This window comes from Archangium gephyra, from assembly GCF_042230915.1.
GTDB classification, from domain to species: Bacteria; Myxococcota; Myxococcia; order Myxococcales; family Myxococcaceae; genus Archangium; species Archangium gephyra_B.
The window spans coordinates 1447411-1466897 of sequence record NZ_CP102578.1; the positions used below are offsets into that span (position 1 = coordinate 1447411).

Annotated in this window: 12 protein-coding genes; 6 read left to right on the forward strand and 6 right to left on the reverse strand. The window is 70.0% G+C overall.

Features of this window, described 5'->3' with window-relative positions; translation table 11 throughout:
* Positions 1–25 precede the first annotated feature (25 nt).
* The 3 genes from NR798_RS05945 (at position 26) to NR798_RS05955 (ending at position 7255) form a co-directional block, all read left to right on the forward strand.
* Entirely contained in the window at positions 26–2221 is a 2196-nt protein-coding gene (locus NR798_RS05945) for a Kelch repeat-containing protein (RefSeq protein WP_375770440.1), read from the forward strand.
* Positions 2222–2512: 291 nt separating this feature from the next.
* Positions 2513–4312: a glycosyltransferase family 39 protein gene (locus NR798_RS05950; protein ID WP_375770441.1), complete on the forward strand. Its 1800-nt coding sequence runs from the start codon at positions 2513–2515 to the stop codon at positions 4310–4312.
* A gap of 267 nt (positions 4313–4579) precedes the next feature.
* Positions 4580–7255, forward strand: coding sequence for a kelch repeat-containing protein (locus NR798_RS05955; RefSeq protein ID WP_375770442.1), 2676 nt, complete (start codon positions 4580–4582; stop codon positions 7253–7255).
* 129 nt (positions 7256–7384) lie between these two features.
* Here NR798_RS05955 and NR798_RS05960 read toward each other — a convergent pair whose 3' ends face one another.
* The 4 genes from NR798_RS05960 to NR798_RS05975 form a co-directional block, all read right to left on the reverse strand.
* Entirely contained in the window at positions 7385–10009 is a 2625-nt protein-coding gene (locus NR798_RS05960; RefSeq protein ID WP_375770443.1) for a kelch repeat-containing protein, read from the reverse strand.
* Between the two features lie 139 nt (positions 10010–10148).
* Positions 10149–11093 carry a methyltransferase domain-containing protein gene (locus NR798_RS05965; protein ID WP_375770444.1) on the reverse strand — a complete coding sequence of 315 codons (945 nt, stop codon included), beginning with the start codon at positions 11091–11093 and terminating at the stop codon, positions 10149–10151.
* Positions 11074–12303 (reverse strand): glycosyltransferase family 4 protein, encoded by a 1230-nt coding sequence (locus NR798_RS05970; RefSeq protein ID WP_375770445.1) that lies wholly within the window; start codon positions 12301–12303, stop codon positions 11074–11076. Before NR798_RS05970 ends, NR798_RS05965 begins: the two co-directional genes overlap by 20 nt.
* The gene (locus NR798_RS05975) at positions 12300–13796 is read right to left on the reverse strand and encodes a hypothetical protein (RefSeq protein WP_375770446.1); all 1497 of its coding nucleotides are present in this window, start codon (positions 13794–13796) and stop codon (positions 12300–12302) included. Before NR798_RS05975 ends, NR798_RS05970 begins: the two co-directional genes overlap by 4 nt.
* 164 nt (positions 13797–13960) lie before the next feature.
* Here NR798_RS05975 and NR798_RS05980 point away from each other — a divergent pair, with 164 nt between their 5' ends.
* Together NR798_RS05980 and NR798_RS05985 are read left to right on the forward strand one after the other, a co-directional pair.
* Positions 13961–15214: a glycosyltransferase family 4 protein gene (locus NR798_RS05980; RefSeq protein WP_375770447.1), complete on the forward strand. Its 1254-nt coding sequence runs from the start codon at positions 13961–13963 to the stop codon at positions 15212–15214.
* Positions 15211–16065: a PIG-L deacetylase family protein gene (locus NR798_RS05985; RefSeq protein ID WP_375770448.1), complete on the forward strand. Its 855-nt coding sequence runs from the start codon at positions 15211–15213 to the stop codon at positions 16063–16065. The genes NR798_RS05980 and NR798_RS05985 overlap by 4 nt, the downstream gene beginning before the upstream one ends.
* Before the next feature lie 4 nt (positions 16066–16069).
* On the opposite strand, the gene NR798_RS05990 is transcribed toward NR798_RS05985, so the two are convergent.
* Both NR798_RS05990 and NR798_RS05995 read right to left on the reverse strand, forming a co-directional pair.
* The gene (locus NR798_RS05990; protein WP_375770449.1) at positions 16070–16810 is read right to left on the reverse strand and encodes a class I SAM-dependent methyltransferase; all 741 of its coding nucleotides are present in this window, start codon (positions 16808–16810) and stop codon (positions 16070–16072) included.
* A gap of 59 nt (positions 16811–16869) precedes the next feature.
* Positions 16870–18264: an O-antigen ligase family protein gene (locus tag NR798_RS05995; RefSeq protein WP_375770450.1), complete on the reverse strand. Its 1395-nt coding sequence runs from the start codon at positions 18262–18264 to the stop codon at positions 16870–16872.
* 84 nt (positions 18265–18348) lie between these two features.
* On the opposite strand from NR798_RS05995, the gene NR798_RS06000 reads away from it, so the two are divergent.
* Positions 18349–19473, forward strand: coding sequence for a glycosyltransferase family 4 protein (locus NR798_RS06000; RefSeq protein ID WP_375770451.1), 1125 nt, complete (start codon positions 18349–18351; stop codon positions 19471–19473).
* Positions 19474–19487: the final 14 nt, after the last annotated feature.

Genomic DNA, 19487 nt, shown 5'->3' on the forward strand with positions numbered 1-19487 from the left:
GCAACGCAGGTATCACTCTGCGACGGTGCTTGCCTCCAACAAGGTGCTCGTCGTCGGCGGGTGGAGCTACAGCAGTCTGATGGCAGGGGCGCTCACGTACGAGCCGGCATCGGCCACCTGGTCTCCGGCCGGAACGTTGGCCCTGGCCCGGGAGGCCCATACGGCGACGCGCCTCTCGTCGGGCAAGGTCCTCGTGGTGGGGGGAGAAACCTTCCAACCCCCGTCTGGCTACACTCACACGGCGGAACTCTACGACCCGGCGACCAATTCCTGGTCCGCTGCGGGCGGCATGAGCCATGCGCGCGGCTACAACACGGCGACGCTGCTGGTGGCCAACCCCGCGTTGTCCCTGCCAGAGAGGGTTCTCGTCGTGGGAGGCCTGGGTGGCGGAGCCCTGCGGACGGTGGATCTCTACAACACGGCCACCGGCACCTGGTCTACCGCCGCTCCCCTGATCGAGCCCCGCTACAGTCACACCGCGGTCCGGCTCGCCTCTGGCAAGGTCTTGGTCGCCGGTGGCTGGGCGGGAGGCAGCCTGGCGACGACGGAGCTGTACGAGCCCACCACCAACACCTGGACCTCCGGCCGCCCCATGACGACGGCCCGCTATGGCCACACGGCGACGGAGCTTCCCTCCGGCAAGATTCTCGTCGTCGGTGGTCAGAAGGACAGCGCGCCGGGCACGCTGGATTTCACCGCCACCGCCGAGCTGTATGATCCCTCCACCAACACGTGGGCCTCGGCCGGCACGCTGAGCGGCGCGCGCGGTTTCCACACCGCCACCCTCGTATCGGGCAAGGTCCTCGTCGCGGGCGGCCGGGGCCCGGGTGCTGTCACCCTCGCCACGGCCGAGCTGTACGACGCCTCCACCAACACCTGGTCGAGCACCAACTCCCTGCTCGGGGCCCGCTCCGATCACGCCGCCGTTTACTCCACCCCGCTCGGCAAGGTGCTCGTCGTCGGGGGCTCGAACAGCTCCGCGCTCGCGACGGCGGAACTGTATGACGCGGACTCGTGTGGCTCCATCACCTGCAACACCCCGCCGGGCCCCTGCTACAACTCGACGGGCACCTGCTCGGCTGGCACCTGCTCCTACGCGCCCAAGACGAGCGGGGCGGCATGCAACGACGGGAACGCCTGCACCACGAGCGACGTCTGCAACGGCTCGGGAGTTTGCGGCGGCTCGGCCATGATCTGCAACAGCCCACCGGGCCCGTGTTACAGCTCGGCGGGCACCTGCTCCGCTGGCTCCTGTTCCTACGCCCCCACGGCGGCGGGCACCACCTGTGACGACGCTGATGCCTGCACCAGCGGAGACGTGTGCAATGGCGCGGGCACCTGCTCCGGCAGCGCGGTGGCGTGCACGCTGGCGTGGAGCATGGGCGGGATGGTGACCACCGTCACCGTCCCCGCGGGAAGGTCAGTGGCGACGTTCTCCCTCTGGGGCGCTGGAGGCGGGGGCGGTAACCCCGGCCTTGGAGGCGGGGGCGCCTGGAGCTCTGCCAGGCTTCCCGTCACGTCCGGCGACCAGCTCGAGATACGTGTCGGCGGTCGTGGGCAAGCAGGAGGAGGAGGCGGCGGCGCCTCCTACGTCTTCCGCAACGGAGCGCTCATGCTGGTGGCGGCGGGAGGTGGCGGCGCGGGCACGGATGGCTGTAGCGGCTGCTCCACCCGGTGGAGCGTCTTGGACGGTGCCGGGGGAGGAGGCGGTGCCGTTGGAGGTGTCGGACAGCCTGGAAACCCGAACAGCGCTTATGAATACGCCTCAGGGGGAGGCCAGGGCGGTCAACCGAGCGGCGGAGGAGGCGGGGGCGGGGCCGGCAGCACCAGTCCTTACAGCACGTGCTCAGTTCCCGGCCTGAACGGGAGCCTGGGTCGTGGTGGCGCGGTCCGGGGAGGACCGGCGTGTAGCGACACCCTGGTCGCGGCCATCGAGCACTCTGGCGGCCAAGGCTATGGCGATTATGGCAACGGTAGCAGCGGAGGCGGGGGCGCTGGGCTGTACGGCGGAGGAAGCGGAGGCCAGAAGTGGACCTTTACGGGAGGCGGAGGCGGGGGCGGCTCCTCGTGGGTACACCCCTCGGCCACTCTCCTCGGAAGCGAGGGAGGCAGTGAACAGAGCCCTGGAGGTGCCTCGAGTTCCGACTACTACGGTTCGGCTGGGCGCGGTGGCGCCAGGCTCGCCGCGGGTTCGGATGGGCTGGTCACCCTGAGCTTCTAGCGAGAGAGCGGGAGCAGGCGGATGACGCGTGCTCCTGCCCTCGAGTGTTACCGGAGCATCGCCTCATCGAAGACGGGTATCCGTGCCACGCGGTCAGCCTCGTGGCACTGATACCCGCGCGGCGGGAGCGAGCAGGCCTCGCCGCATTCACGGCGCGGACGCGCGTGACCGGATGGCTCGTCTCGGCTGTCTCAAATCGGGATGAAGGACCATCTCGGAAAGGGAAAGCAGGAGTCGAACGCCTGGAGCCCGATGCCTCGGGATGGAATGAGGCTTGCTTGGCGTCCCCTCATGCGTGAGCACGGCGATCGGCTGCTCTTCGTCGTCCGGGCGGTGGTCATCGCGTCCCTCGCCCTGGCATTCGTGCGAGGCGTCGTCTTCAAGCGCATCGAGACGGGTGACGAGGGCGTCAATGGCACGATGGCCCTCAACATGTGCCGTTCGCTGGAGCTCGCGGTGCGGCCCTCGTACATCCCCGGTGGCTCGGAGGATTGGGCCGGCCATGACCTGCCGGGCATTGGCAATACGCCCTTTCATTCGGCGCTCCTCGCGCTCGGGGGCTGTCCTCTGGGCGGCCGGCCCGAGGCCATGGGGCTCGTCTCGTTCGCGGCGCTGGCCGCCACGCTCCTCTTCACCTACCGGCTGGTCGCCCTGTGGGAGCGCCGCGCCGCGCTCCTGACCACGCTCCTGCTGGCGATCTCGCCCACCGTCCTGTGGCAGTTCCGGCTGCTGGAGATGGAGCCGGTCCTCGTGGCGTGGGGCATGGCGGGCACGTATTGGATTGCACGAGGGGAGCTGTCCGGCGGGAGGTGGCACTCCCTGCTGGGGGGCGCGTGCCTCGGCCTTGGTTTCCTGACGAAGCTGTGGCTCGTCGCCCCCTTCTTGCTGGCGTCGCTGGGGCTGCTCGCCACCGTGCGTCTCCAGCGGCGGCGTCTGGCGTTGGGAGCCGTCGCACTCATCGCCGCCGGCTTTCTCGGCACGGCCTCGCTCCACCTCGTCTTCGTCGCCCTGCGGTCACCCGCGGATGTTCCCCTCTGGCTCACCCAGGTCTACTTCGCGCCCTTCCTGGGACAGAGCATCGGAGGGTCGAAGATGGATGGGGCGGGCGTGCCTCCCGGATGGGTTCATCCCTTCTGGTACTACCCGGCGATTCTCTACCGGGAGCATTTCTTCCTCGTCCCCCTCCTGCTGTCAGCGCTCCCCGCCTTGAAGCGGCGTGCACACGCGACAGCCGGGCTCCTCGCCACCATCGGCTTGGGGCTCGCGAGCTTGATTCCCCTCTCGCTCCCCGCGATCAAGGAGTCGCTCTACATCCTGGGCCTCCTGCCGTTCCTCTATGCCCTCGCCGGGCTGGGGGTCTCGGCGCTTCTCTCCGGAGAGGGCACCCCCGGGCCCAGTGGCGGCCTGGAGCGTCGAGCCCTCCTGATAGCGGGCCTCTTCTCGGCCGCGGCGGTACTCCTCATCGGGGCCGCGCATGCCAGGGGGCTCAAGCGCGATGACCTCACGCCCGTCTACGTCGGCGTGCACGCGCTCGGGGTGGGGGGCGCCTGGCTCCTGGCGTATGCGGCGGCGCGCCTGGACGGCGCGCGAGCGATTGAGCTCGCCGGTGGCCTCTGCGCGCTCTCGCTCGCCGGCTTCGGGGCATACGATTTCACGACGCCACAGCCGCCGTACAAGGAGATCTCGGAGCTTCTTCGCCCCTATACCGAGCCCCTGCCTCCCGGGCGCGAGAGCTTCATCTCGCCACAGTACAAGGTCCTTCAGCTCTACCTCTTGCGCAACGGGCGCTACTGGCAATCCTTCTACACGGCCCTTCATCCAGAGGCGCTCGAGGCCAGTATCACGTCCGGCGAACACTGCGCGTTCGTGCTGGGCCCAGAGGAGCATGAAGACCCCCGGCTCGCGCAACTCGAGCGGCAGCTCGAACTGCACGCCGTGGAGTTGAGCGCGGGGCTGCCGGAGGGAGCGTGGGGCGCGTTCCGCGTCTTCGTGAACCGTGCGTGCAGGCGGGAGGGTGCAAAGGGATTGAGCCTCGTGGTGCCATGGCCTGACGCGCAAGGGGCTGGGGATGGACGTGGCACGCAGCCGTAGCGCATGTGCGTCATCGGAAATGATTGCAGCACAAGCAATGACGCAGCCCGCAACGGTTTGTCCGCCCGCGGCAACCACCACAGGGGCGGTGTTCCGCCGCCTCATTCCGTGAGTGATTTGCTCTCAGCGTGAGAATGATTTACAGGGTGTGGCTGCCACACCTACTCACACCGGCGCCTTCTGTAAGTCAAAGCGTGATTGGCGGAAGCCGCCCCGGAGCAGCACCTGATGCGTCAACCAGTGCGAGGCAAGAGGCCCATCCCCGGGATGGGACTCGCCCATTTTCTCATCGCGACGTTCGCCTTCATCGCCGTCAGCTGCAGTGAGCAGTCTCCGGAGGTCGAGCAGCTCGGCCAGTCGAAGGCGGCGCTCGGCTCGCTCTGGCAAGCGACAACGCCCATGCCGGAGCAACGCCGCTACCACTCCGCCACGGTGCTGACCTCCGACAAGGTGCTCGTCGTGGGCGGGTGGGGCTACAGCGGCCTGGTGGCGGGGGCGCTCACCTATGACCCGGCCACGGCCACCTGGTCTCCGGCCGGAACGCTGGCCCTGGCCCGGGAAGCCCATACGGCGACACGGCTGCCCTCGGGCAAGGTGCTCGTCGTGGGTGGAGAGACCTTCCAACCCCCGAGTGGCTACACCAACACGGCGGAACTCTACGAGCCGGCGACGAATACCTGGTCGCCCGCGGGGGCCATGAGCCAGGCGCGCGGCTACAACACGGCGACGCTGCTGTTGAGCAACAAGGTGCTCGTGGCGGGTGGTCTGGGTGGCGCACCCCTGCAGACGGCGGAACTCTACGATGTGGCCGCGGGCACCTGGTCCACCGCCGCGCCCATGCTCGATATCCGCCGCAGTCACACGGCGGTGAGGCTCGCGTCGGGCAAGGTGCTGGTCGCCGGTGGCTGGGGAGGATGGCCCCTGGGTCCCCTGGCGACGACGGAGCTGTACGAGCCGACCACCAACACCTGGACCGCCGGCCGCCCCATGTTGACGGCCCGCTACGGCCACACGGCGACGGAGCTGCCCAACGGCAAGATTCTCGTCGTGGGAGGCCAGAAGGCCAACAGCCCCTCGGGTGCGATGGATTTCACCGCGACAGCCGAGCTGTATGACCCGTCCACCCAGACGTGGACCCCCGCCGGCACTTTGCTGGGCGCACGGGGTTTCCATACCGCCACGCTCTTCGCCGGAAAGGTTCTGGTCGCTGGCGGCCGGGGGCCGGGGGACGTCGCCCTTGCGACGGCGGAGGTGTACGACCCAGCCACCAACACCTGGTCCAGCATCCACTCCCTGCTCGGGGCCCGCTCGGATCATGCCGCCGTGTCCTTGAACCCGCGCGGCGAGGTGCTCGTCATCGGAGGCTCGACGCACGCCGCGCTGGCGACCGTGGAGATGTATGAGGACCCGTGCGGGCTCATCACCTGCAACACCCCACCGAACTCGCAGTGCTACCTGCCGGCTGGCACCTGCTCCAGCGGAACCTGCACCTATACGCTCAAGAGCGCGGGCTCCCCTTGCGACGACGGCAACGCCTGCACGAAGGGCGATACCTGCAATAGCGCCGGTGCGTGTAGCGGAACCGCGATGACGTGCTCCACCGCGAGCAGCACCTACTGCAGTGGCAATGATGTCCGGAAGACCGTCGGCACCGGCACTTGCAGCGGCGGCGCCTGTGGCTCCACCGACTCCTTCGTCCAGAGCTGCTCGACTGGCACCAGCGGCCCCTACTGCAGCGGCAATAGCGCCTACCAGACCGTCTACGGCGGCTGCCTCAACGGCGCCTGCACCTCCACTGAGCGACTCGTCGAGACGTGCTCCTCCGGGAGCAGCTACTACTGCAGTGGCAACAGCGTCTGGGTGAGCACCGGCACCGGCACTTGCAGCGGCGGCTCCTGCGGCTCCACCCACTCCTTCGTCCAGAGCTGCTCCACCGGGAGCAGCTACTACTGCAGCGGCAACGACGTCTGGGTGAGCTCCGGCACCGGCACTTGCAGCGGCGGCTCCTGTGGCTCCACCCACTCCTTCGTCCAGAGCTGCCCGACGGGCACCAGCTACGGGGACTGGGGTGCCTGTGTTCCCTACGACGCGTGCGGAGGGGCGGGCACGAGGTCGCGCACCGTGACGCAGTCCACGTGCTCCGGCGGCGCATGCGGGGGGAACAGCTGGACGGAGACGCAGCCTTGCGAAGAGCCTCCCGCTTACTGCCCGACGGGCTCCCTCGGCACCTACTGCAGCGGCAACCAGGTGTTTGAGAGCATCGGCCTTGGCTGCAGCGGAAGCGCCTGTCGCTTCGTGGACCGTCTCATCGAGAACTGCCCGACGGGCACCAGCTACGGGGACTGGGGCTCCTGTATTCCCAACGACGCGTGCGGAGGCTCGGGCACGGAGTCGCGCACCGTGACGCAGTCCACGTGCTCCGGCGGCGCATGCGGGGGGCGCAGCTGGACGGAGACACGGTCCTGCTACGTGCCTCGCGCCGACTGCCCTACGGGGAGCAGCTACTACTGCAGCGGCAACGACGTCCGGGTGAGCACCGGCACCGGCTCTTGCAGCGGCGGCGTCTGTGGCTTCACCGACTCCTTCGTCCAGAGCTGCCCGACGGGCACCAGCTACGGGGCCTGGAGCGAATGCAGTGCCGATGCGTGCGGAGGCTCGGGCACGCAGACGCGCACCGTGACGGAGTCCTCGTGCTCCGGCGGCACGTGCGGGGGCAATAGCTGGACGGAGACGCAGAGCTGCTCCAAGCCTCCCGTCTCCTGCTCGGCTGGCCAGTACTGCTCGGGGGGATCATGCGTCAACGCCTGCGCTGCTAATGAAACTTGGTGCAATGGGATGTGTACCGATACCAGCACCGACTTCTACAACTGCGGAGGCTGCGGTATGAGATGCGCCAACGCGTGGCAAGCGTGCGTTTCTGGCGCCTGTGAATACCAATACTGATTCGCATGACAGGGGCCTCCTGGCGGACGTGTACCGCTAGGAGGCCCCTGGGCCGGGCGAGCGCGTGAGGGAGCGAGCCGGCAAGGAGCGACTGCCGGCTCGCACCTCAAAAGGGCGCGTTAGAACAGCTCAGGGCCGATTCTTACAGCCATTCCCGGCGCTTCGGATGTTGGTCCAAGCAGCGGCCCGCGGCGAACCGCATAGGCTTGACTCGGACGCAGCGGTGATGTGACTGACCGGGTATTCGCCCACATTGCTCGCGCTCCTCCGGAACGCATCGCGCCAGCAGCCGTCCTTGGAGATGAAATTCCCATAGGTCACGCCCATGAAGGTGTGCGAGTAGAAGCCGTTTGCGAACTTGCAAGTGGCCCCGCTCTTGTATTCACCGACCCACCAGTCGAGCCCGGCGCGATCCGCGCATCGTTTGAGATCTTCCACATACCAGCCGATCCACATGTCGACCACGGGATCCGGATCCGAGCACTTGACGATCGTGGCGGTCCAGACTGCGCCGTCGCAGGAGTATCCGCTCTGGAGCTCCCAAGAGCCATCGTTGCAGGTGTACCTGGCCGAGCCGACGCGAGTCGACCCCGCGCTGTTCAGCGTGGCCGAGACGTTGGTGGCGCCATGGGAGGCGGCGGGAACAGTGCCAGAGCAGGTGTAGGTTCCCGCGGTGCTCGGATTACCGTTCCAGATCGGCTGCGATTGCGACCAACTCACCGTCCTGCTCGAGCAGTCGGCAGAAGGAACCTCCCCCGTGAGGTACAGTGTCGCGGTGCAGGAGGCATTGCACCGGGTGCAGCTCGCTTGGCCATAGGGGCACTCGCTCTCCGTGGTGGTATTGCCGTCATCGCAAACCTCGGAGCCGTTCCTCGTCCCGTCGCCGCAGTAGGGTCCCCCGAGGTTCAGGATGGTGGTGCAGGAGGAATTGCACCGGGTGCAGCTCGCCTGGCCATAGGGGCAGGAGGTCTCCGAGGTGGTGTTCCCGTCATCGCAAGTCTCGGCGCCGTTCCTCATCCCATCGCCACAGTAGGGCCCCGTGAGAGGCAGGACCGCGGTGCAGGAGGCGTTGCAGGAGGTGCAGCTCGCCTGGCCATAGGGGCAGGAGGTCTCCGTGACGGTATTGCCGTCATCGCAGGCCTCGGCGCCATTCTTCGTCGCGTCACCACAGTAGGGCCCCGTGAGGGGCAGTGCCGCGGTGCAGGAGGCATTGCAGGAGGTGCAGCTCGCCTGGCCATAGGGGCAGGAGGTCTCCGTGACGGTATTGCCGTCATCGCAAACCTCGGCGCCATTCTTTGCCCGATCGCCACAGTATGGCCCCGAGAGGTTCAGCACCGTGGTGCAGGTGGCGTTGCAGGTGGTGCAGCTCGGCTGGCCGTAGGGGCAGGAGGTCTCCGAGGTGGTATTGCCGTCATCGCAGGCCTCGGCGCCATTCTTCACCCCGTCGCCACAGCCGGTACACGCACCGGAGGCATCGCAGGTGTCCCCCGTGGTGCTGGCGTTGCCGTCATCGCAAGTGGCGCCGGCGCTCTTGAGCGCATAGGTACAGGTGGCCTTGGCGCAGGTGCCAGTCTCCTGGTAGCACGGGCCCGGTGGTGGAGCGTTGCAGGTGATGAGCCCGCACGCGTCATACACCTCCGCCGTCTCGAGCGGGGCGTGCGTCGAGCCGCCGAGGACGAGCACCTTGCCTGGCGCGGTGGCGTACACGGTGGCATGGTCCGAGCGGGCCCCGAGCATGGCGTCCGTGCTCGACCACGTGTTGGTGGCGGGGTCGTACACCTCCGCCGTCGCCAGGGCGACGTCCCCCGGCCCCCGGCCGCCCGTGACGAAGACCTTTCCCGCGACGAGGGTGGCGGTGTGGAAACCCCGCGCGCCCACCAGACTGCCGGCGGGGGTCCACGTCTGGGTGGACGGGTCATAGAGTTCGGCCGTCGCGGTGAATTCCACCGTGCCCGGCGCGATGTCCTTCCGGCCTCCCGCGACGAGAATCTTGCCATTGGGCAGCTCCGTCGCCGTGTGGCCATAGCGGGCCGTCGTCAGGGGGTTGCTGGGGCTCCAGCTGTTGGTGGTCGGCTCGTACAGCTCCGTCGTCAGCAGGGCGCCTCCCGCCCAGCCACCCGCGACCAGCACCTTGCCCGACGCGAGCCGTACCGCCGTGTGACTGTGGCGGGGCTCGAGCAGGGACGCGGCGGTGGACCAGGTGCCCGTGGCCACGTCGTAGAGGTCCACCGTCTGCTGGGCTCCGCCACGCAGGCCACCCACGACGAGCACCTTGTTGCTGGGCGACAGCAGCGTCGCCGTGTTGTAGCCGCGCGCCTCGCTCATGGCCCCCGCGGGCGACCAGGAGTTGGTCGCGGGGTCGTAGAGCTCCGCCGTGTTGGTATAGCCAGTCGGGGGCAGGAAGGTCTCCCCACCCACGACGAGCACCTTGCCCGAGGGCAGCCGCGTCGCCGTATGGGCTTCCCGGGCCAGGGTCAGCTCTCCGGCCGGAGACCAGGTCTCCGAGGCCGGGTCGTAGGTGGCCGCACTCCGGGTCAGGCCGCTGTAGCCCCACCCTCCGACGACGAGCACCTTGTCGGAGGTCAGCACCGTCGCGGAGTGGAACCGGCGTTGCTCGGGCATCTGCGTTGTGGGAAGCCAACCCGTGCTGAGCGCGGCCTCCGACTGGCCGGGCTTCTCGGCCTCCGGCGTTTGGACGCTGCAACTGGCGGCGATGACTGCCAATGCCGCTGCCAGCAAAATCGTCAGTCCCATCCGATGGATGGAACTCCTACCTCTCACTGCTTGACGCATCGGGTGCTCCGGGAAACCTTCCATGAATGACCGGGTCATTCGTAGAAGGAGGGGTGAAGGTGTATGGGATGCGAGCTCATCCATGGCTCGCTGGCGGGCCTCAGCTCCGCGCCGGCTTGCGCACGATGAAGCTCCAGCCCACGTGGTCGTTGTGCTCCTGGGGCAGGGGCCGGGCGCCGTGCTCCGCGGCGGCATCCAACCGGTCGAACAGCCACGCCACGCCCTGAAACCCCAGGTGGTGCGCGAGGTTCAGCCCGGGAATCCGATGCAACCGGCTCTCGCGCGCCCAGTTGGCCCAGTACCAGTGGAGCAGGGTTCCCCAGCGCCCACCGAGCGGCCACGCCTCGTGGAGCTCCAGCCCCGCGTCTTCCGCCAGGGCGGCCAGGCCACCGCGCGTGTAGCGGAAGAAGTCATGGGGGAAACCGTGCGTGGGCGCGTACTGGGGAACGACGCCAAAGAAGAGGCCCCCCGGCTGGAGGACGCGTGCCACCTCGCCCATGAATCGCCAGGGCCGGCGCAGGTGCTCCAGCACCTCGATGGCGGACACGGCGAAGAGACTCGCGTCGGCGAAGGGCAGGGCGTGGCAGTCCCCCACCACGTCGGTGGCGGAGTAGAGGGAAATGTCCATCGCGATGAGCGGCCCGAGGCGCTCCAGCGAGGAGCGGTAGTATTGCTCGCAGGCGCCGACATCGAGCACCCAGCCGCGCTCGCCCGTGAGCGCGGCGATCCGGTCCACCAGGAGCGGAACCTGCCGCCGGTCATCCGCGAAGATGTCCGCCGTCGTCGCCTGGCGGAAGCGATCGAGCACCCGGCGGAGGCCCTTGCGCTCCGTGCCCTCGCGCCCGTGCGCCTGCGCGGAGATGACGTCGTTGCGTTTGGGCGGCTCCAGCGCCGCGTCCACGAGGAGGATGGGACGCCCCTCGGCCAGCGGGAAGTGGTGGTCGCGGCCGGTACAGCCGAGCCGGGAGTCCTCCACCTCGCGCAGCGCCGTGCCACAGGCCGGGCAGCGGAGGAGGGGCAGCAGATCAGGGCGTGTGAGCTTCATGGGTTTCATTCCGGGAGGGCTCCGGGGCCTGCCGCCTCGCGGCCTGGCGCAGGACGTCCTCGAGGCCCTGGACGTACGTCTCGAGGGAGGCGTGTGCGCGGACGATTCCGAGCGCGCGGGTGACGAGCGCTTCCTGGGCTTCGGGAGCCCGGTGGAGGGAAGCGAGCTCGTCGGCGAGGAATCCGCTCCTGCATGCCGGGGCGAGCCGGGCCGCGGCGTGCCGCTCAAGGAACTCCCGGGCGCCGCCGCTGGGCGAGGCCACCACGGGCACGCCGCAGGCCATCGCCTCCAGGTAGGTCAGTCCCTGTCCCTCGTGCGCGAGCCGGGAGAGGAAGAGGAGCGCGTCCGCTTCCCAATAGAGGAGGGGGAGCCGTTCGCGGGGCACCTGTCCCGCCCAAGTGACGCGCTCCTCGAGGCCGAGCGCCCGCGCCCTTCGCTGGAGCGCCTCCCGGTACTCTGGTGCGTCGGCTTCCCCGGCGAAGGTGAGGCTCGCGGTGACTCCCCGCCGCTCGAGCTCGCTCAGCGCCTCCAGGGCCACCTCGGGCGCCTTGCTCGGGTGGAGCCGTCCGACGAAGAGCAGGCGGGGTTCCGGTCGCATGGGCCGGAAGGGGCGGGGCGTGAAGAGCGAGAGGTCCACGCCTTGGGGTCGCACCTCACCGGGCGGGAGGGGGACGCCGGCCGCACGGACGCTGCCGCGGACCGCACGCGACAGGTAGACGACTGACGCGGGGGTGATACCGCACCAGGAGCGTGTGGGAATGAGGACCTCGTCCAGCCAGTGGCCCATCCGCGTATGGAGCCCGGCGGCTTGGCCGACGCCGAAAGCGACCGGCCAGTCATCGTGCACCGTCAGCACGAAGGGGACGCCTGCCTCCTGGAGCACGCGCAGCGGCGCGAGCCCGAGCCGGCGCAGACTCATCACCAGCACCACGTCCGGTCTTCCCTGGGTCCGCAGGTACCGCCACATCGCCGCCCGGTTCACCAGGCCCGCCCAGAGATGGCGGAGGCGGTCACGGCCCGCGGGCCGGCCGAAGGGGCGCGCGAGGCGCAGGGAGCGTGTCACGTTCCCCGGTCCGCCGGGCCCTCCCGTGGTGAGGACCCGCACCGTGTGCCCGCATCGGGCCAGCTCCTCCGCGATATCGCGGGCGAGGAGCTCGTAGCCGCCGAGAATGTCGGGGGGATAGAGGTTGCTGAGGATGAGGATCTTCACGTCGGTGCCTCGTGGGTCCGCGTGGCTCCTGCCACCGGGGTTCCAGACAGCGCGCTCCTGCGCCACCAGACGAGGATGGCCACCCCGGTTCCCAGCAGCGTCACCATCGCGCAGGTGAGCGCGCTCATCCCGGCACCTCGGGCGGCCAGCGGCGCCAGCGCCCAGCCCGAGCCCAGCGAGACGAGCAGGGCCGCTCCCATGGGAACGAGCGTCCGGAGCACCTCCGCCACGCGCCAGCGGACCAGCGCCCGCGTCCTGCGCCAGACGAGGAAGGTGATGAGCAGGTTCCCACAGACCGTGCCCCCGGCGACGGCCCAGGCCCCGGCGTACCGCACGCCCAGGAGGGACACCGCGACGTTCAGGGAGTGGCCGAGGAGCACCGGGGTGGCGGCGTCCCAGGGGGTGGCGCCACTGACGACCAGGGTGGCCGACGCGACCTCCTCGGCCGCCGCGATGATCGCCGCCGCCCCCAGCAGCCCCAGGGCGAGGTGGGTGACCGGGTCGCGCGCGAGCGGGCCGACCCAGGCCTCGAGCAGGGGAGGGCCATCCAGCGCCAGGGCGGCCACCCCGCTCGCGACCAGCCCCCCGAGAAGCGCGGTGCCCATCCGGAGCGCGTCCTCGCGGTGCTTGGCGTCACCGAGGCGATGCAGGAGCCACCCGCTCGTCTGCTTCGCGAAGGCGAAGAGCTGGTCCACGGCCCGGGCCGCCACCTGATACGCGCCGATGGTGCCGAGGGCCACATGGCTGGTGAGGATGACGACATCCGCGCGGACGGCCGCGGCGACGCCCACGTTGATCGTCAGGGAGGCGGCTCCCTGCCGGAAGGCGTCGCGCACCTCGACGGGCTCGGCCGGCCAGCGGGGGCGGAGCTCGAGGCGTGGATCGACGCGCTTCGCGGCCAGGGCGAGGAGCAGCAGCTCGAGCGTGGCGCCGGCGAGCAGGCCGAGCGCGGGCCAGAGCAGGGAAGGACTCAGGGGCAGGCACGCCGCGGTCAGCGCGACCTGGAGCAGCGAGGCGGAGGCTCGCGCCCAGGCCAGTGGCCCGAAGGCGCCACGCACCAGCAGCAGGGCGCGCAGCGGGGCCGCCAGCGAGCCCGCCAGCCCCGCGACGAGGACCGGAAGGGCGGCCCGGGTGATGTCCGCCTGGAGCGCGGCGGACGCGGACGGGAGCCGGAGGAAGGCCGCATAGGCGCCCGCGCCCAGGCAGGGGCACACGGCCGCCACCACCAGGAAGGTGAGGCTGACGAGCCGGCGCGTCGCGGCGTCGTCGGGCCGGGTGGCGGCACGCTGCACGGCGACGCTCAGGCCGAGATCCGACAGCCCGACGAGGAAGCCCGTGGTCCCCAGCAGGGCCCACGCTCCGAGTCCCTCCGCGCCCAGCACCCGGACGACGAGGGCGACCGTGGCCAGGCCCGCGACGAGCTGCGCCACGTGCCGGCCGCACATCGACAACAGGTCGGCCGTCATCCCGAGCAGCGATCGCTCACGCACCATGTCCTTCCTGGCTGCAGCGCACATGCCAGGCGGGCGTCACCTGGCCGGGGGGCATGCGTTCGTCTCATTCGTCCCGGCTTGAGACGCGCCGGTCCCTCATTGGGGCAGTGCGGCGCTCGTAGCGCGTGGGGAGGAGTGGCTCGGGGTTTGCCTCTCCGGCTCGCATGCGCAATGCCGGGAGTCCGGGGCGGCGGGTCGTCCACGTCCTTCGAAAGTATGACCCGCTCGAATGGGGAGGGACCGAGGCCCACGTCGCCGAGGTGACGCGGCGGCTCGTCGGGCTGGGGTGGAGCCCGGAGATTCACGCGCCGGCCGGCCCCGTGACGCCGGATCGCGTGTTGGACCAGCGGGTCCCCCTGGTGCGCTACCGCGCCTTCTGCCCGTATCTCGGTGCGGCGTCTCAGCGGAAGGCGCTCGTGGCCAACGCGGGCAACCTCGTCACCCTCGACGAGCCGTTCCGCCTCGCGCGCGATCGGGGCATTGCCCTGGCGCACCTCCACACGGGGGGCCGTGTGGGCGGCGCCGTCCGCACCGCCATGCGCCTCACCGGGCGGCCCTATGTCATCTCGGTTCATGGGCCGCTGCTCGCGCGGCGCTCGTGGCTGGACGAGGAGCTCGCGCGGCGCACGGCCGGTCTGGTCGACCTCGGCCGCCCGTTCGGTGCACTGCTCGGTGCGCGGCGCGTGTTCCGGGATGCCGCGCGGGTGCTGACCTTCAATCAGGAGGAGCGCCAGGCATTGGCCGGGCAGCTCGGCGACCGGGTCCTCTGCCTCGACCAGGGAGTGGATGCCGGGCGGCTGGCCTCGGGCTGCGCGGAGCGTGCGGCCGCGCGCTGGCCCCGTCTCGCGGGCAGTCCGGTGGTCGCGCTCGTCGGACGGATCCATCCCCAGAAGAACCAGCTCCTGGCCATCCAGGCCTTCGCCCGGGGAGCCCCCGCGGATCATCACCTGGTGCTCGCCGGGGCCGTGGTGGATCCCTCCTACCGCGACACCCTCGAGCGCGAGGCGCGGGCACTCGGGGTGGCGTCGCGCGTCCATCTGCTCGGCAACCTGGAGCCGGCCCGGGAGGTGCCGGATCTGTTCGCACGGGCCCGGCTGGTCCTGGTTCCGTCTGTCCATGAGGCGTTCGGGCTGGTGGTGCTGGAGGCGTGGGCGGCCGGACGGCCCGTGATGCTGGCGGTGCACTCGGGACTGGCGGATCTCTCGGCGGCCATCGGGAAGGACGGGCTCGCCGTGCCGTCGCTCGAGGCCGGGGACTGGGCGGCGGCGCTGCGTCAGGCGCTGGCGAGCCCCGAGCGGCTGGGCGTCGCGGCCCGGGCGGGAGCGGCGCTCGTGCGCCAGCGTTTCGGCTGGGACGTGGTCGCCCGGCGCATCCAGGAGGTCTACGAGGCGGTGCTCGAGGAGGGGAGGGCGTCATGAGGGGGGCTTCGCTCGTGAGGACGGCGCTGCGCCGTTTCAACCGGTTCGCGCTGCGGCACCTGGCGAGGCCGCTCCTCGAGGTGGAGCTGCGGCGGCCAGCCATGGTCTTCGCGCCTCATCCGGATGACGAGACCCTGGGCTGCGGGGGGACCATCCTCCGGAAGCGGCGGACGGGGGCCGCGGTCCACCTCGCGTTCCTGACGGACGGCTCCGCCTCGCATGCCGGGCTGATGCCGCGCGCCGAGTTGACGGCCCTGCGGGTTGACGAGGCCCTGGCGGCCGCGGAGGCGCTCGGCGTGCCCGCGGGCGATGTCTTCCTGCTGGGGCTCCCCGATGGAGCCCTGCACGCGCACCACGAGGAGGCCGTGGCGCGGGTGACGGCGTTGCTCGAGCGGCATCGGCCCGAGCAGCTCTTCCTCCCGTCGATCCGCGCGGAGCACCCCGACCACGTGGCGGCGAACGCCATCGTGCACGAGGCCGTCAGGCGGTGGGGGCGGGTGGCCACGCTCTTCGAGTATCCGGTGTGGCTGTGGCGGCACTGGCCCGCCGTCCCCCTGCCCGGAACGCGAGCGCAGGCGCGCGCGGTGCTGGTGTCGAGTCTGAGGGCGGGGTTCGGCTTTCGGCTCCTGTCGGAGTTCCGGACGTCGGTCCCCATCCGGGACTGCGTCGACCAGAAGCGGCGGGCCCTGGCTCGTCACGCCTCCCAGATGCGGCGCCGGGACGGGGACCCGCGCTGGTGGACCCTGGACGACGTCTCCGAGGGCGAGTTCCTCGACTGCTTCTTCCAGGAGCAGGAGGTCTTCCGCCGGATAGAGCTCGTGGCCCCGCGCGTGGACCCCGGGCGACGGTGAGCCGTCATCCCTTCACGGCACGCACGCCGATGGCCACCTCGTAGTGGGGATCGTGGAAGTCCAGGTCCGCCACCGGGAGCTCCTCGCGGGCGAGCCCGTGCAGTGCCGCGATCGCGGCGCGGATGTTGCCGAACGACTCCACCCGTACGGCCCCGGCGCCGAACGCTTCCGCGAACAGCCGGTGCGCGGACCGGGAGGTGAAGCGCCAGCAGTCCGGCCAGTGCTCCATCGCGCCCCAGTCCACCTTGATGATTCCGGGCACCGTCACCAGCGCCACGCCGCCCGGCTTGAGGAGCCGGTGCAACTGCCGCACGGCCGCGTCCACGTCGAAGACGTACTGGAGCACCTGGGTGAAGACGACACAGTCAAAGGCCTGGCCAGGAAGGTGCTCGGCCCGCGCGATGTCCCCGACGAAGGTGGCCCTGGGGTTGCCCGGGAGGGCGTGGAGGACGTCGGACCGGGTGACGCGGCTGGCGCCGAACTGGCGCGTGTACCGGTCATCGCCCACCTCCAGGACGCGGCCCTGGATGTCCCCGGCGTGGGTGGCCAGGAAGCGGTCGATGTAATACCGGTCGACGGGCTGGCCGCGCTCATGTCCCCAGCGCGTGCTGATGGGCGTGGCGCGGCCGAGGCTTCCCCAGCGGACCCACCCCAGGGAGAGCCGGCGTTTGCGGTGCGCCAGCCAGCGGTACAGGCCATCGGGCATGACCGTCTGGAGGAGCCTCTTCGTGCGTTCTGGATTCATCGCGGTTCCCTGTCCGAGCAATCCTCGGACCAGACACCCCTGGCGGGTGCCGTGCCTCGCTACCTCCGAGCCAGGACGGAAGGCCGCGCCGGGTACACGGCGGCCAGTGCTCCGAGCAGGATGTGCAGCAGGAACAGCAGCGGCGTCTGGCGATACTCCCACTCGACGACGCTCTGCGAGAAGGCGCCCGCCAGGCTGAAGAAGACGCCCACGCCGAAGCGGGAGCGGAACGCGGAGGAACGCCTGGAGAAGAAGCTTCCCGCCATCCACAGCCAGCGCAGCCAGACCCAGAGGAAGAGGAGGACGCCCGGCCAACCCGTCTCGCCCAGGGTGATGGCATAGAGGCTGTGCCCTGGAGGGGCTTGCGGAGCGTCGATGTTCGCGTCCGCCGGGATGGGCCCATCCGGTGGCACCTCGTCCGTCCCCCGGTAGGGAAGGTACTGGAGTCCAATCCTCGGGCCGTACTGGTTGGAGACACAGTACGACCAGTTGTTCAGCCCGCATCCCCAGACGTTCCCGTCGGTCATCATCTCCGCCAGGGTCAGGTACACGCCACGCCCCTCGTTGTCCTCGCCCCCATACTCCTTTTCCAGTCCGCCCTCGGAAGCGAAGCGGGCCTCGAAGGACGGAGCCAGCTTGGCGTAGAGCACGGCCCCCATCACCAACAGCAGGGCCGCCGCCAGCACCTTGGCGGGGGTGATGCGCAACGAGCCGCACGTCAGCCCCACGGCGAGCAGCAGCAGCGCAATGGAGAACAACCCCGCCCGCGACACGGTGAACAGCACGGACGTCGTGCCCAGGAAGGCCGCGATTCCACACGCCTTGCGCAGCCGCGGGCCGGCGTCCGAGAGCGCCACGGCCAGGAGCAGCGGGACCGCGATCAGGTTGTACATGGACAGGGCGTTGGGGTGGCTCAGCGTCCCCTCGGACCGGGCGTGTCCCAGGACGAGCCGGGCATGGACCGTCCAGAACCACTCGTAGATGACCGCGATGCACAGCGCCCAGACGAGCCTGCGCAGCGCCCTCTCGTCCTTGACGTAGTACGCGAACGCGAGGAACACCATGAGCCCGCGCAAGGCCTTCGACAGCTCGAAGAGCCCGAACAGCTTCGGTTCCGACAAGGCGGCATTCAGGGCGTTGTACGCAAAGAACACCAGCATGCTGCCCAGGCTGAACGGGAGCGGGCGGGGGCCCGCGGGCCGCGCGAGCCTCCTCTCGTCCACGAGAATGAAGATCCACAGGAAGTCGAGCCAGCACAGCTCGAAGCCGCGCGTGGTGCCCCGGTACCACTCCCGGCTGTAGAAGTTGATGGTCCTCAGTCCGTACTCGGTGGTTCCGAAGACCATCAGGGCCGCGCAGAAGTCCTTGAGCCGCGGGTACTTCCCCACCAGGGCCACCCCCACGGGGATCACGACCGAGCACAGCGCCAGGAAGATGAGGCTCTTGGTTTCCATCCACGCGAGGGGGTCATCCCCGCGCAGGCGCATTGCAGAGGCTGTGCCTGGCGTGGAGCACGGGATGTGCATTCGACTCACTTCATGAGCCAGTCTCAGGAGACACCTCAGGACACATCTCAGGATTCCGGGCAGGAGGCCGCGCCCGCCGCGAAGGTGCGCGTCCTGCTCGTCGCGTGGTTTCTGCGGCCCGAGCGGCGGTGGCTGGGGGAGTTCCTCCCACCGGAGCGCTTCGAGTGCTCCTACGTGGGCCTGGACGAGCGCGTCGACTCGACCCGGATGCGCACGCCCGGCAAGAAGTGGTGGCAGCTCTTCCGGCTGGCCCTGAAGGCCCGGCGGCACCTGGCCCGCCATCCGCAGGATCTGCTCGTCACGGCATTCCCCCAGGTGGGCTTCACCGTGGGGCTGGTGAACCTGCTGAGCTTCGCGCGCCTCCCGCACGTCGTCTGGTACTTCAACTGCGGCCACGAGTACCAGGGGCCGCGCAAGTGGCTGTCCCGGGTGGCCTACCGGTCCGTCCACCGGTTCATCGTCTATACGATGCACGAGCGCTCGGTCTACGCACGCGTCTTCGCCCTCCCCGAGTCCCGCTTCCACTTCACGCACCTGACCGGGCCGGAGCTGAAGGCCGGGGAGTTTCGTGGAGCGCGCGAGCGCTTCGGGCTGGCGCCGCGCTACATCGCCGCGCTCGGCTCGTCCGGCCGCGACTATGACACCCTCTTCCGGGCGGTGGAGGGGCTGCCCGTCCAGCTGGTCGTCGTGGCGCACCCGAGTGCGCTCCCGAGCGGGCCCGTTCCACCCAACATCAAGGTGATGACCAGCATCCCCCAGGAGGACTACCTGCGCGTCATCGCGGAGGCGGAGCTCGTCGCCATTCCCGTCAACAACCGGGAGACGGCGAGCGGGCAGATGACCTTGATCCAGGCCATGTCGCTCGGCGTCCCGGTGGTCGCCACCCGGTGCATCGGGACCGAGGACTACATCCGCCACGGGGAGAACGGCTGGTTCGTCCAGATGGGAGACGTGGAGCACTGGCGGCGGACGCTGCGCTCGCTCCTCGATGACCCCGAGGCGCGGCGCCGCTCGGCCACCGAGGCACTCCGCTTCGCCCAGGAGCGTTTGACGGACCGGGCTGGTGCCCAGGTGCTGGCGGACCTGGCCGGGGAGTTGTCACCCCTGACGGACCGCGGACCTGGACGGCCCGGGTGAAGCAGCGTCTCGCC

Excerpts from the sequence above, each read along its gene's own strand:
- NR798_RS05995 (WP_375770450.1), bottom strand. The coding sequence starts at position 18,264 with ATGGAAACCAAGAGCCTCATCTTCCTGGCGCTGTGCTCGGTCGTGATC.
- NR798_RS05960 (WP_375770443.1), bottom strand. The coding sequence starts at position 10,009 with ATGGGACTGACGATTTTGCTGGCAGCGGCATTGGCAGTCATCGCCGCC.
- NR798_RS05985 (WP_375770448.1), top strand. The coding sequence starts at position 15,211 with ATGAGGGGGGCTTCGCTCGTGAGGACGGCGCTGCGCCGTTTCAACCGG.
- NR798_RS05965 (WP_375770444.1), bottom strand. The coding sequence starts at position 11,093 with ATGAAGCTCACACGCCCTGATCTGCTGCCCCTCCTCCGCTGCCCGGCC.
- NR798_RS05980 (WP_375770447.1), top strand. The coding sequence starts at position 13,961 with ATGCGCAATGCCGGGAGTCCGGGGCGGCGGGTCGTCCACGTCCTTCGA.
- NR798_RS05955 (WP_375770442.1), top strand. The coding sequence starts at position 4,580 with ATGGGACTCGCCCATTTTCTCATCGCGACGTTCGCCTTCATCGCCGTC.
- NR798_RS06000 (WP_375770451.1), top strand. The coding sequence starts at position 18,349 with ATGAGCCAGTCTCAGGAGACACCTCAGGACACATCTCAGGATTCCGGG.
- NR798_RS05950 (WP_375770441.1), top strand. The coding sequence starts at position 2,513 with ATGCGTGAGCACGGCGATCGGCTGCTCTTCGTCGTCCGGGCGGTGGTC.
- NR798_RS05975 (WP_375770446.1), bottom strand. The coding sequence starts at position 13,796 with ATGGTGCGTGAGCGATCGCTGCTCGGGATGACGGCCGACCTGTTGTCG.
- NR798_RS05990 (WP_375770449.1), bottom strand. The coding sequence starts at position 16,810 with ATGAATCCAGAACGCACGAAGAGGCTCCTCCAGACGGTCATGCCCGAT.